This is a genomic window from Mesorhizobium sp. P2_C5_2, from assembly GCF_056404535.1.
Genome location: NZ_JBFUDV010000003.1, coordinates 157,420 through 170,746 on the forward strand (window position 1 = coordinate 157,420; position 13,327 = coordinate 170,746).

Annotated in this window: 12 protein-coding genes; 4 read left to right on the forward strand and 8 right to left on the reverse strand. The window is 63.6% G+C overall.

The features are described from left to right. Positions 1–24: 24 nt before the first annotated feature. The 4 genes from AC1D1B_RS12120 (at position 25) to AC1D1B_RS12135 (ending at position 4,645) form a co-directional block, all read left to right on the forward strand. Complete coding sequence (locus AC1D1B_RS12120) at positions 25–1,089, forward strand: ABC transporter ATP-binding protein (protein WP_477261103.1); 1,065 nt, start codon at positions 25–27, stop codon at positions 1,087–1,089. Between the two features lie 151 nt (positions 1,090–1,240). Further along, positions 1,241–2,794, forward strand: a complete 1,554-nt coding sequence (locus AC1D1B_RS12125) for a cation:proton antiporter (RefSeq protein ID WP_477332401.1) — start codon at positions 1,241–1,243, stop codon at positions 2,792–2,794. An 89-nt stretch (positions 2,795–2,883) separates the two neighbouring features. After that, positions 2,884–3,792, forward strand: coding sequence for an endonuclease/exonuclease/phosphatase family protein (locus AC1D1B_RS12130; RefSeq protein ID WP_477332403.1), 909 nt, complete (start codon positions 2,884–2,886; stop codon positions 3,790–3,792). Between the two features lie 7 nt (positions 3,793–3,799). Beyond that, positions 3,800–4,645, forward strand: coding sequence for an EamA family transporter (locus tag AC1D1B_RS12135; RefSeq protein WP_477332405.1), 846 nt, complete (start codon positions 3,800–3,802; stop codon positions 4,643–4,645). On the opposite strand, the gene AC1D1B_RS12140 is transcribed toward AC1D1B_RS12135, so the two are convergent. From AC1D1B_RS12140 to AC1D1B_RS12175, 8 genes are all read right to left on the reverse strand, one after another. Further along, a complete protein-coding gene (locus AC1D1B_RS12140) occupies positions 4,642–5,859 on the reverse strand; it encodes an MFS transporter (protein ID WP_477332407.1) in 1,218 nt (405 codons plus the stop codon). The two genes, AC1D1B_RS12135 and AC1D1B_RS12140, sit on opposite strands and share 4 nt — an antisense overlap. A 90-nt stretch (positions 5,860–5,949) precedes the next feature. Further along, a complete protein-coding gene (locus AC1D1B_RS12145; RefSeq protein ID WP_477332409.1) occupies positions 5,950–6,267 on the reverse strand; it encodes a Dabb family protein in 318 nt (105 codons plus the stop codon). A gap of 18 nt (positions 6,268–6,285) precedes the next feature. Beyond that, positions 6,286–7,914 (reverse strand): GMC family oxidoreductase, encoded by a 1,629-nt coding sequence (locus AC1D1B_RS12150; RefSeq protein ID WP_477332411.1) that lies wholly within the window; start codon positions 7,912–7,914, stop codon positions 6,286–6,288. Positions 7,915–7,926: 12 nt separating this feature from the next. Continuing rightward, positions 7,927–8,688: a 3-ketoacyl-ACP reductase gene (locus AC1D1B_RS12155; RefSeq protein WP_477332413.1), complete on the reverse strand. Its 762-nt coding sequence runs from the start codon at positions 8,686–8,688 to the stop codon at positions 7,927–7,929. Beyond that, positions 8,685–10,187: an FAD-dependent oxidoreductase gene (locus tag AC1D1B_RS12160; protein ID WP_477332415.1), complete on the reverse strand. Its 1,503-nt coding sequence runs from the start codon at positions 10,185–10,187 to the stop codon at positions 8,685–8,687. Before AC1D1B_RS12160 ends, AC1D1B_RS12155 begins: the two co-directional genes overlap by 4 nt. Positions 10,188–10,275: 88 nt before the next feature. Continuing rightward, a complete protein-coding gene (locus AC1D1B_RS12165) occupies positions 10,276–11,391 on the reverse strand; it encodes an ABC transporter ATP-binding protein (protein WP_477332417.1) in 1,116 nt (371 codons plus the stop codon). A gap of 21 nt (positions 11,392–11,412) precedes the next feature. Then, the gene (locus tag AC1D1B_RS12170) at positions 11,413–12,357 is read right to left on the reverse strand and encodes a carbohydrate ABC transporter permease (RefSeq protein WP_181057431.1); all 945 of its coding nucleotides are present in this window, start codon (positions 12,355–12,357) and stop codon (positions 11,413–11,415) included. Then, positions 12,354–13,304, reverse strand: coding sequence for a carbohydrate ABC transporter permease (locus AC1D1B_RS12175; RefSeq protein WP_477332419.1), 951 nt, complete (start codon positions 13,302–13,304; stop codon positions 12,354–12,356). The genes AC1D1B_RS12170 and AC1D1B_RS12175 overlap by 4 nt, the downstream gene beginning before the upstream one ends. Positions 13,305–13,327: the final 23 nt, after the last annotated feature.

Here is a 13,327-nt window from a genome sequence, read left to right on the forward strand (position 1 = left end):
GCGAACTGATCGAAAGAAAAAGCCATGGCCGAGCCATTCCTCTCCATCCAGCATGTGCGAAAGTCCTACGGCACCAACACCGTGGTCCAGGATTTCAGCCTCGATGTCGAACCGGGCGAGTTCGTCTCGTTCCTCGGCCCATCCGGTTGCGGCAAGACGACGGTGCTGCGCATGGTCGCCGGCTTCGAAGAGCCGTCGGGCGGCAAGATCGTCGTTGCCGGCAAGGACATTACGAGGCTGAAGCCCAATCAGCGCAATGTCGGCATGGTGTTCCAGGCCTATGCGCTGTTCCCGAACCTGACGGTGGCGCAGAACATCGCCTTCGGGCTGAAAGTCGGCGGCATGAACAAGCCGGACGCCGACCGCCGCGTCGCCGAAATGCTCGACATGATCAAGCTGCCGCAAATGGCCGATCGCTATCCCTACCAGCTCTCCGGCGGCCAGCAGCAGCGCATCGCGCTCGCCCGTGCCATCGCGCCGAAGCCGAAGCTGCTCTTGCTCGACGAGCCGCTGTCGGCGCTCGACGCCAAGGTGCGCGTGTCGCTGCGCGAGGAAATCCGCTCGATCCAGAAGAAGCTCGACATCACCACCATCTTCGTCACCCATGACCAGGAAGAGGCGCTGTCGATCTCCGACCGCATCGCGGTCATGTATGGCGGCAAGGCCGAGCAGGTCGGCACGCCGTTCGAGATTTACAACCGCCCGTCGACGAAGTTCGTCGCCAATTTCGTCGGCACGCTGAACGTGCTCGAGGGCAAGGTCACCGATGCCGCGGCTGGCACGGTGCAGGTCAACACGCAGGAAGTCTCGCTCAAGGGCAAGCTCAACGGTTCGAAGTCCGGCGACATGCTGTCGCTGGCGCTGCGTCCCGAGGCGATTTCGCTCGGACGCCAGCCAGGTCGTGACTCCAGCCTGTCGGGCGAAATCTCCGAAGTGCACTTCCTCGGCTCGGTCATTCGCGTTCGCGTCGGCATCGGCGGCAACACGGTGTCGCTCGACACGTTCAACAGCCCGGCGACGCCGCCGCCGGCAGTCGGCGAGAAGGCCGACATATCGTTCTCGTCGAGCGATATGCTGGTGCTGCACTAGTAAAAGCAGCATCCTCAGGAAAACTGAGGCGGTCGATTCAAGCCGGCGCGATGAGCGGCTGTAGGCCAGAGGCCGGAAGCGTGCTGGACAATCAACAGCATCTTGCCATCCGGCCACTGCCCACGATGCCGCTTCACCGCTACCATGGGCCATGGCGCTTTTCGAACTCACCCTTGTCCTGCTGCTGACTGCCGTCGCGCTGACGGCGCTGTCGCGACAGCTGGAGATTCCCTATCCCTCCCTGCTGGCTCTGGCCGGGGTTGCGATTGCCTTCGTGCCGGGTGCGCCGACGATCGAGATCGATCCGGAACTGGCGCTTGCGCTGTTCATCGCGCCGGTGCTTCTCGACGCCGCCTATGACACATCGCTGCGCGACCTGAAACGCTACCGGCTGTCGCTGGCGTTGCTGGCGCTTGGCGCGGTCGTCTTCACCACCGTAGTGGTTGCCTTCGTCGGCTGGAAGATGGCCGGCCTGCCGATCGCGGCAGCGATCGCGCTCGGCGCCATCGTCGCGCCGCCGGATGCAGTGGCGGCAAGCGCCGTGCTCAGCCAGTTCAAGGTGCCGCACCGCATCACCGCCATCCTGCAGGGCGAGAGCCTGCTCAACGATGCCACCGCACTGCTGATCTACCGGCTGGCGGTTTCGGCCGCGCTCGGCACGATCATGCTGAGCAACGCCATTCCGGTGATCCTGCTGGCAACGATCGGCAGCGTCGTCGCCGGCTATCTGTTCGGCCGTGTCTCGCTGCTGACGCTCGGCCGCATCGAGGATGCGGCGAGCAGCACGGTGGTGCAGTTTGCCGGGACCTTTGCCGTCTGGATCATCGCCGACAAGCTCGGCCTGTCCGCCATTATCACCATCGTCGTCTACGCCATCACCATCGCGCGCAGGGCGCCACGCCGCATGTCGGCCCGACGCCGTGTCAGCACGTATTCGGTATGGGAGTCGGCGGTGTTCGTGCTCAACGTGCTGGCTTTCGTGCTGATGGGCCTGCAGGCACGCTCCATCGTCAGCAGGCTTGCCGGCGACGGGCAGGGTGAAGCCTTTCTCTTTGCCGGAACGGTGCTGGTCGTCGTCATCGTGGCACGGCTGTTCTGGGTGGCGAGTTACGTTGCCATCATCCGATGGCTTGCCCGCCTCGGCAGCGAAGAGGCAAGGCGCGATCTGCCCACCTTCGGCGGCGCCGTGCTCGTCGGTTGGTGCGGTATGCGCGGGCTGGTGACGCTGGTCGTGGCCATCGCGCTGCCTGCCGATTTTCCCGGCCGCGATCCGATCGTGCTTGCCGCCTTCGCGGTGGTTCTGGGCACGCTGGTGCTCCAAGGCATGACGCTGAAGCCACTGTTGCGCTGGATCAACTTCGACCCGGACAGAAGCGTCGACAACGAGGTGGCGCAGGCGCGCGTTGCCGTCATGCAGGCCGCACTCGACGTGCTGAGCCGCAAGACCTCGGCGGCGGCGGCCGTCGTGCGCGAGCAATATGAAGCGCAGCGTCTGATCGCGGAAAACCCCGAGGACGCTCAGGCCGCGACCGAATATGACCGGCTGCGCCTCTATGCCATCAACCGCCAGCGCGACACGCTCGAGGAGTTGCGCCGCAACGGCACGATCGGCGACGAGGCCTATCACCGGCTGGAGGAAGAAATCGACTGGGCCGAACTGGCGGCATCGCCGGCGGGGAGTTTCCAGCCTCTTACGACGTCATAGACGCTGGCCCAGTTCCGCCATCCGCCCAGCACATTGTAACCTGTCCAGCGAACCGTTACTGCCAACAGCGAAACTAAGCCGGGTAAGCAATGAAGCTGGTCAGCTACAACATTCAGTACGGGTTCGGCAGCGACGGCCGCTACGACCTTTCGCGCGCGGCGCGGATCGTTGATGGCGCCGACATCATTGCGCTGCAGGAGGTGGAGCGGCACTGGCAGCGGAGCAATGAGGACGACCAGCCAGAGATCCTGTCCAGGCTGCTGCCTGGCTATTACTGGGTCTACGGTCCGGCCTTCGACATGGACGCCAGCGAGCGGCGCGACGGCCGGCTCGTCAATCGCCGCCGGCAGTTCGGCACCATGCTGCTGTCGAAATTGCCGATCGTCTGGTCGCGCCTGCACACGCTGCCGATGCGCCGTACCTTGCGGCCGCTCAATACCCGAAACGCGGCGCTCGAATGCATGATCCGCACGCCGGCCGGCCCGGTGCGGTTCCTGTCATTGCATCTCGCTCACATCGCGGTGGAGGAGCGACTGGAGCAGATCGACTATCTGCTCAACGAGCATCGCCGGGCGCCGTCCGAGGGCGGGCCGTGGAGCGGCGTCGATGACGAGCCCTCGCGCAACTGGACAAGCGGCGAGGCCGAGCCGGAAAATCCGCAGGCGGCGATCTGGCTCGGCGATTTCAATATGGAGCCGGGCAGCGCCGAATATCGCCGCATCGTCGGCAGGACGCCCTATCACCGTGGGGCCGCCTATCTCGACGGTTTTGTCGATGCGGCTGCCGTTGCCAGCGAGCCGGCGGCGGACTTCCACACTCATGTGAAGACCATCGACGGCAAGCTAACGAACCGCCGGCTCGACCATTGCTTTGTCGGCGGCATGTTCGCGGACCGCGTTCGCTCGGTCAGCGCCGATATCGGCGAGGTGGCGTCCGATCATTTCCCGGTGCGGGTCGACATCGACCTCGAAACGCCATTGGGCTCGGGAGGTCGTTGAGCCCTCCATGACGCTTTTCGTCTTCTTCGCGGTGCTTGCCGCTGCCGCCATGCACGCGATCTGGAACGCGCTGGTCAAGGTGCATCTCGACCGCTTCCTGTCGATCACGCTGATGACACTGGGCATGGGGTTTGCCGCGCTGTTCGTGCTGCCCTTCGTCGAGTTTCCGAAAGCCGAAGTGTGGCCCTACATCATCGCCTCGGTGATCTTTCACATGGGCTATCGGACCTTCCTGATCGGCGCCTACAAGGCCGGTGATTTCGCCCAGACCTATCCGCTGGCGCGCGGCACGGCGCCGCTGCTGACCGCGCTCGGTGGCGTTGTTGTGGTGCAGGAGATGCCGGCGCCGTTCGCCATCCTCGGCATCCTGCTGCTGTCGGCCGGCACGCTGGTGATGTCGTTTCGCGGCGGCGCGCATCTGGAGCGGATCAATCTGCGCGCGGTCAGCTTTGCGCTCGGCACTTCGATCTTCATCTCCAGCTATACGCTCTCCGACGGCAGCGGCGCGCGGTTGGCGGCGACGGCGCAGAGCTATGCCGCCTGGTTGTTCATCTGCGACGCCTTTGGCGCGCTGGTGCTATGCCTCATCTTCCGCGGGTCGCAGGCGCTGCCCGTGCTGGCGCGAGATTGGAAGGCTGGGCTGTTCACCGGCGTGCTCAGTGGCGCTGCCTACTGGATCGTCATGTGGGCCATGACCAAGGCGCCGATCGCCTCGGTGGCGTCGCTGCGCGAGACCTCGATCCTGTTTGCCATGATGATCTCGGTCTTCGCACTGGGCGAGAAGATGACGGGCTGGCGCGGTGCTGCCGCGCTCAGCATTGTCGCCGGTGTCGTGGCGCTCAGACTGGGTTAGCCGAGCACCGTCATCACCTGGCCGCGCCGCTCTGGACTGAAGCGGATGACGACGATGATGCAGATGGCGACCACGCCAGCAAACAGGGCCAGCGCGTAGCCATAGCTGCCTCCAGGCGCCTCGGCGATGCCGGCCTGATAGGGACCGCCATAGGACGCCGCGAGATTGCCGGCCTGATAGATGAAGCCGGGCAAGGTCGCGCGCACGGCGCCAGGCGACAGCTCGTTGAGGTGCACCGGGATGACGCCCCAGGCGCCCTGGACCGCGACCTGCATGACGAAGGCGCCGATGGCCAGCATGAACGGCGTCGAGCTGAAGGCCCAGAGCGGGATCGACGGCAGCGCAATCAAGCAGGCCAGCGTGATGGCATTGATGCGGCCGATCTTCTCCGACAGCGCGCCGAAGGCGAGGCCGCCGACAATGGCGCCGATATTGGCGACGATGGTGATCCAGCTCACCGTGTGCGGATCGAAGCCATGCTGCTTCTTCAGGAAGGTCGGGTACAGGTCCTGCGTGCCGTGGCTGAAGAAGTTGAAGAACATCATCAGCACCACTGCATAGACGGCGACGCCCCAGTGCTTCTGCAGCGTTTCCAGCAGTCCCGGTTTGACGGATTTCTGCGCCTCGACGAAGGCCGGCGATTCCGGCACATGCGAGCGGATGAAGAGAACGATCAGCGCCGGCAGGAAGGAGAGCAGGAACATGGCGCGCCAGCCGATCGTGTAGCCGCCGATCGTCTGCTGGTAGAGTACGCCATAGACCACGGCCGCCAGCAAATAGCCGGTGGGATAGCCGCATTGCAGGATGCCCGAGACCATGCCGCGGGCGCTGGGCGGAATGGACTCCATGGCGAGCGAACTGCCCAGCCCCCATTCGCCGCCCATGGCGATGCCGAACAATGCCCGCAGCGCCAGGAAGATGCCGAGATTGGGCGAGAAGGCGGCCAGCGCGCCGATCACCGAATAGCTGACGATGTTGAGCATCAGGATCGGCTTGCGGCCGTATTTGTCGGCCAGCATGCCGAAAAAGAAGGCGCCGATGAAGCGCGTCGCCAGCGTCAGGAACAGCGCCTTGGAGACTGCCGGGACGTCGGTGTTGAATTCGGTTGCGATATCGGTGAGCAGGAAGGTCAGAAGGAAGAAATCGAAAGCGTCGAGTGTCCAGCCGAGGAAGGAAGCAAGGACGGTTTTCTTCTGCTGCGAGGTGAGGGTCACAACGTTGCTCCAATGCATCCCCCAGGGAACGATATGTTCCTCGGTCCGCAAAAGAGAACAGCGATCAGCCGGCTTTCGAAAAGACGGTGGTCACTTTTTCGTAATATCGAGATCGAAGACCATCAGCCCGTCGGTGCCGCCTTCGAGTGCGGCGACCAGTCGAGCGCCGGCGCGCTGATGCGCTTCATGCACCAGATAGGCGTCCCGGGCGGCGGCATCGCGGAAGTCGATGGTGAAGCCATGGCTGAAGCCGCGCGCGAACGGTTCCGGGCTGACATTGGTGCTGAAGTGGACCGTGTCCATGCCGTCGACCACGGAGCGAAGCGCTTCGAGGTCGGCATGAATCGCAGTGCGTTCGGTGTCGGCGACATCGCTGCGAAAGCGGACAAGAACACAATGCCTGATCATTGATTGGCTCTCCTGAGGCTATGCGGCGCGATTGCCGGAGAAAACGGCCGGCGGCAGGGGTTCGCGGCCCAGGATAATATCCGAGCCCTTTTCGCCGACCATGATGGTCGGCGCATTGGTGTTGGAGGAGGGCACGCGCGGCATCACCGAAGCGTCGCAGACGCGCAAGCCCTCGATGCCGCGCAGGCGCAGGTCCGGCGTCACCACGGCCATATCATCATGGCCCATGCGGCAGGTGCCCACGGGGTGATGATCGGTCTTGGCGGTGCGGCAGGCATAGTCGATCAGCTCGTCATCGCTGGCGAGCGACGGGCCGGGCAGCACTTCGCGCAGGACGTAAGGGGCAAGCGCCTTCTGGCGCATGATCTCGCGCGCCAGCCGCAGGCCCTTGATCGACATGGCGCGGTCATAAGGGTCAGACCAGTAGTTGGGGTCGATCAGCGGGTGGTCGGCCGGATCACCGCTCTTCAGCCGCACCGTGCCGCGCGAGCGCGGGCGCAGGAAGGCCGAGTTCAAGGTGACGCCCGGATTGTTCAGCTTTTCGACGCCGGCTTCGATGCCGGAGCCGAGGCCGAGATGGAACTGGATGTCGGGCGAAGCGGCTGTCGGGTCGGCGTACCAGAAACCGCCTGTCTCGAACAGGCTGGAGGCGACCGGCCCTTTCTTGAGGAGCAGGTACTGCAAGCCGGCCCATGCCGTGCGGTGCAGCTTGGCGTAGTTGTCGTAGGTGTGGTCGCCGGTGCATTCGGCGATGACGAACAAATCGAGATGGTCCTGCATGTTGGAGCCGACGCCCGGCAGATCATGCACCGGCGTCACGCCGACCGATTTCAGATGATCGGCCGGGCCGATGCCGGATTGCATCAAAAGCTTCGGCGAGCCGATGGCGCCGGACGAGACAATCACCTCGCGCTCGGCGCGCAGGATAGTCTTCTGGCTGCCGGGTTTGTCGACGATCTCGACGCCGATGGCGCGGCCTTTCTCGACGACGATACGGGTCACCAGCACATCGGTCCTGACGGTCAGGTTCTTGCGGGCGCGGATCGGCTTGAGATAGGCGACCGAGGCGGATGAACGCCGGGCGTCCTTCTGGGTCAGCTGGTAATAGCCGACGCCTTCTTGGGCAGCGCCGTTGAAATCCGGGTTGAAGGGGATGCCCATCTCCTGGCCGGCGCGAAAATAGGCCTCGCAAATCGGCAGCGGCGAAATCGGGTTCGACACGCCGAGTGGCCCCTGGTCGCCATGAAAATCGTCGGCGAAGCGCTGGTTGTTTTCAGCCCGCTTGAAATAGGGCAGCACGTCGCGGTAGCCCCAGCCGGCGAGACCCTCTTCCTTCTCCCATGCGTCGTAGTCGCGAGCATTGCCGCGCGTGTATATCTGGGCGTTGATGGAAGAGCCGCCGCCGACCACCTTGGCCTGCGTGTACCAGAAGATGCGGTCCTGCATGTGCTTTTGCGGCACGGTCGACCAGCCCCAGGAGGCGATGCCCTTGGTCATCTTGGCAAAGCCTGCCGGCATATGGATGTAGGGGTGCCAGTCCTTGCCGCCGGCTTCCAGCAACAGAACCGAATTTGAGGGTTCCTCGCTCAACCGGTTGGCCAGAACACAGCCGGCCGGGCCGGCGCCCACGATAATGTAGTCAGTCATGACACTATCCACCTACAGTCGCGGCACCGAGAGTGCGCCGTCGACATTGATAATCGAGCCGGTCGAAAAGCCGAGCTTGCCGGCGGCAATCGTCGCCACCACCGCACCGATGTCGGACGCTTCGCCCCAGCGTTTTGCCGGCACCAGCCCGCCGTCGATCAGCGCGTCATATTTAGCGGTCACACCCGCTGTCATGTCGGTGCGGATGATGCCTGGCCGCAGCTCGAACACGCCGATGTTTTCCGGCGCGAGGCGAAGCGCCAGGTTCTTCACCCACATCGAGAGCCCGGCCTTGGAGACGCAGTAGTCCGAGCGTTCCGGCGAGGCCATTTCGGCGCTGACCGAGGTGATGGTGATTATCGAGCGCGGATGATCGCCGGGTGCGGCCAGCATCGCCTTGGCGACAGCCTGGCTGAGAAAGACGGTGCCGCGCAGGTTGATGTTCAGCGCACGGTCGAAATTCTCCGGCTTCAGTTCCAGCAGGTCGCCGCGCACCACGGCGCCGACGCCGGCATTGTTAACGAGGCAGTCGATGCGGCCGAAGGCATTTGTTGCGGCGTCGACCAGTGCAGCGTGACCATCGAGGTCGGCGATATCACAACGGACATAGGCGAACTTCGCGCCACGTGCGGCGATATTCTCGGCCAGTCCGTCTGCTGCTTTCTCGGCAAGATCCGCGACCAGAATGTCGAAACCTGCATCGGCCAGCGCCTGGGCACAGGCCAGCCCAATGCCGCGCGCGCCGCCGGTGACGATGGCTGCCGAGCGGGTCATGTCGCGAGGTCCGTTCGGCGGATATGCTCGGCGACGCGCAGCGCTTGTGCTGCAATCGACAGTGCCGGGTTCACCGCTGCGGAGTTCGGCAAAAAGCTGCCGTCGACGACGAACAGGTTCTGGTGGTCGAAGGCGCGGCAGAAGGGGTCGAGCGGCGACGTCGCCGGGTCGTCGCCCATCTTGACCGTGCCGCACTGGTGCGACGGCGTGCGCTTGTCGAAGGGGCGCGACAGCACGATGGGATAACCGCAGGCGCGGAAGTTTTCGCGCATCACCTTGGTCAGGCCGTCGAGCGACTGCATGTTGGAGCGCCGCCATTGCATGACGATGTCCTTGCCGTCGACCATGATCCGGCTTTCGGGATCGGGCAGGTCTTCGCACATCAAATACCAGTCGACGGCGTGGCCGGCCATGTAATCGAGCGCGAATTTCGGTGCGCGCTTGACGTTGGCCTTCAACATGTTGCCGTCGATCTTGCCGAGCAGCTGGACATTGCCGAGCGGTTTGCCGCCCTTGCCGTCGGAGAGATAATAGTCGTTCAGCATCAGCGTCTTCTGGTAGACGGCATCGTTCCTGCGGCGCGGATCGATCGCCAGCATGGCGGTCGAATTGTGGTTCATGAAATTGCGGCCGACCTGGTCGGAGCGGTTGGCAAGGCCCTTGCCATCTGACGAGGGCGAGCGCAGCAGGATCACTGCGGAATTGACCGCGCCGGCGGACAGGACGACCAGCTTCGGCGATACTTTCTTCAGCTCGCCGTTCTGTCGGTAGTGGATGGCCGCGATGGTTTTGCCGTCGGGCGCCGCTTCGAGATACTCGACATAGCAGCCGGTCTCGAGCCGGATGTTGCTGTCCTTGAGTGCCGCCGCCAGCGGCGCCGTCTGGGCGTCCATCTTGCCCTGGCCGGTGTTGGGGAAAGCGTCCCAGCCGGTCTTGCCCTCTTTCAGCCAGGTGTCGATGTCGACGCCGAGCGGCAGCGAGGCGGGGTGCAAGCCCAGCCCCTTCAGTTCGGCGCGGGCGCGCGCGATCGGCGCTTCGTCGGGCACCGGCTTGAAGGCATAGGGGATCGAGTGGAACGGTTCGGTCGGATCCTCGCCCAACGTGCCGCGCACACGAAAAAGCTGTTCGGCTTTCGAATACCAGGGCTCGAACTCGTCATAGGAAAACGGCCATGCCGGCGAGACGCCGCCGAAGTGCTCCATGACGGCAAAGTCTTCCTTGCGGTAGCGGATCAGCACCGCGCCGTAGAATTTCGAATTGCCGCCGACATAATAGTAATTGCCGGGGTTGAAGGCCGCGCCGCCGGCCTCGCGCCACATCTCCTTGGGACGGTAGTGGCCGTCGACGAAGATCGAGCGCGTGTCGCGCGCATGCGGCGTTGCCGGCAAGGGTTCGCCGCGCTCCAGCATCAGGATCGACGCGCCGCTGCCGGCCAGACCGGAGGCGATCGTGGCGCCGCCAATGCCGGAGCCGATGATGACGATATCAGGATTTATCATAGCCTAAATCGCGTCCTGACGCGCTTTAGTTTTTTGTTTTGATGCATGTCGTTGCCCCAAAACCGGATCCACTTTTGGGCGACATACATTAACGAATGCGGCTCTCTGTCGCCGGATCGAAGAACACTGCCTTGGTCAGGTTGAAGGCCAGCGGCGTGCTGGTGCCCGGCTGGATGTTGGCGTCGGCGCGCAGCCGCGCCACAACGGGCTTGCCGCCGAGATTGGTGACCGCGAACGTGTCGGAGCCCGCCGGCTCGACCACTTCGATGTGCAGGTCGGCAGTGGCGATGTTCGAGGCGTTGCGTTCCGCGCCCTCCGGATCGGTCAGCGCTTCGGGCCGCACGCCGAAGATGATCGGCTTGCCCTGGAAGGCCGAGAGACCCGCCGGTGCATTGGCCATCGGCAGGGTGATCGGCTCGCGCGCTTCGCGTTGCAGCACGACGGACAGCGCATTGCCCGAGGTGGCGATCGTCGCCGGGATCAGGTTCATTGCCGGCGAGCCCATGAAGTCAGCGACGAACAAATTGGTCGGGTTGTTGTAGATCTCGGCCGGGGTGCCGAACTGCTGCACCTCGCCGTCGCGCATGACGGCGATCTTGGTCGCCAGCGTCATCGCCTCGATCTGGTCGTGGGTGACGTAGACGATGGTGGTGCCGGTGGTGGCATGCAGGCGCTTGATCTCGATGCGCATGTCGACGCGCAATTTGGCGTCGAGGTTGGACAAAGGTTCATCGAACAGGAACAGTTTGGGGTCGCGCACCAGCGCCCGGCCCATGGCGACGCGCTGGCGCTGGCCGCCGGAAAGCTGGCTCGGCTTACGCTGCAGGAGGTGGCCGATCTGCAGGACCTTGGCGACCTTGTCGATCGCCTTCTGGCGCTCGGCGGCCGGCACGCCGCGCATCTCCATGCCGAAGGAGATGTTTCCAGCCACGGTCATGTTCGGATAGAGCGCATAGCTCTGGAACACCATGGCGATGTCGCGCTTGGACGGATGCAGATCGTTGATGGCGCGGCCGTCGACGCGGATCTCGCCCTCGGTGATCTGCTCGAGGCCGGCAATGGTGTTGAGCAGCGTGGACTTGCCGCAGCCGGACGGGCCGACCAGCACCAGGAAGCCGCCCTTTTCGAGTTCGACATCGATACCCTTCAGGATCTCGACATTCCCGAAGCGCTTCTTCAGCCCATCAATTTCCAGAAAAGCCATGGGTTATTCCTTCCTGATAGCTCAGCCTTTGACCGCGCCTGCCATCAGCCCGCGCACGAAATAGCGGCCGGCGACGACATAGACGATCAGGGTGGGCAGAGCCGCGATCATCGCGGCCGCCATGTTGACATTGTATTCGACGACGCCGGTCGAGGTGTTGACGACGTTGTTCAGCGCCACTGTCATCGGCATCACGTCGCCGGAGCCGGCATAGGCCGAGGCGAACAGGAAGTCGTTCCAGATGTTGGTGAACTGGTAGATCACGGTGACAACGATGATCGGCAGCGAGTTGGGCAGCATGATGCGGCGGAAGATCTGGAAGAACGAGGCGCCGTCGACCTGTGCCGCCTTGATCAGCTCATTGGGGAACGCTTCGTAATAGTTGCGGAAGAACAGCGTGGTGAAGCCAATGCCGTAGACCACGTGGACGAAGACGAGATTGACGGTCGAATTGCCAAGGCCGAAATTGAAACCGGTCGCGTTCTGCAGGGTAACGCCGAAGCGGCCGAAGCTGCCGAGGATCGTCGCCATCGGCAAGAGCACCGACTGGAACGGGATAAAGCAGGCAAACAGCATCATCGCGAAGACCAGCGTGTGGCCGCGGAAGCGCCATTTGGTCAGCACGTAGCCGTTGAGCGCGCCGAGCAGCGTCGAGATCAGCACCGCCGGCACCACCATCTTGATGGAGTTCCAGAAATAGCCCTTCATGCCGACGCAGGTCAGGCCCGAGCAAACTTCGCTCCACGCCTTTATCCACGGGTCGAAGGTCGGCGCCTTGGGCAGCGCCAGCATGTTGCCGTTCTGGATCTCGTCCATGGTCTTGAAGGACGTCACCAGCATGACGAACAGCGGCATCAGGTAGAACAGCGCAAACAGGGCCAGTAGACCGTAGATGACGATGCGGTTGAGGGTCTTGGTGCTCATGCCGCCGGAGGCCTGGCGGGCAGGGGTGGCGACAGCGCTCATCGCGGCTTCTCCCGCAGTTCGGAATAGAGATAGGGCACGATGATGGCGACGATGGTCATCAGCATGATCACGGCACTTGCCGAGCCGACGGCCATTTCGTTGCGCTTGAAGGTGTACTCATACATGAAGTTGGACGGCAGCCAGGCCGATCCGCCGGGGCCGCCGCTGGTCAGCGCGACCACCAGATCGTACGACTTGATGGCGAGGTGAGCGAGCACGATGAAGGCCGACAGGAAGATCGGCCGCAGCAGTGGAATGACGATGCGACGATAGAGCTGGAAGGTGGTGGCGCCATCGATCTGCGCCGCCTTCATGATCTCGCCGTCAATGCCGCGCAGGCCGGCCAGGAACATCGCCATGATGAAGCCGGAAGCCTGCCAGACGCCGGCAATGACCACCGTGTAGATGACGAAATCCTTGTTCTTGATCCAGTCGAAATGGAAGCTCGTCCAGCCCCATTGATGCAGCGTCTGTTCGAGGCCAAGGCCCGGATCGAGGAACCATTTCCAGGCGACGCCGGTGACGATGAAGGACAGCGCCATCGGGTAAAGATAGATCGGCCGCAGCACGCCTTCGCCGCGGATCTTCTGGTCGAGCAGGATGGCCAGGAACAGGCCGAGCGCCAGGCAGATAGCGATGTAGAGAAAGCCGAAAATGCCCATATTGACGATCGACGTGTACCAGCTCGATGGCGGGTCAGAGTCGAAAGTCCAGCCCCACAGCCGTTGATAGGCGCGCGGTCCGGTGATGACATAGGACGGGAAGGTCTTGGAATTGGTGAAGGACAGATAGATCGTCCACAGGATGAAGCCGTAGACGAACACGATGGTGATAGCGAAGCTCGGCGCCAGCACGATCTTCGGCAGCGCGTCCTGCAGGCGTGTGCGCACAGAGGGGCGCGATCGCTCCGGCGTCAGCTTGATCTGTGTTGTCGCTACACTGCTCATGAGGCTCCTCCCGTTTCGGGTCG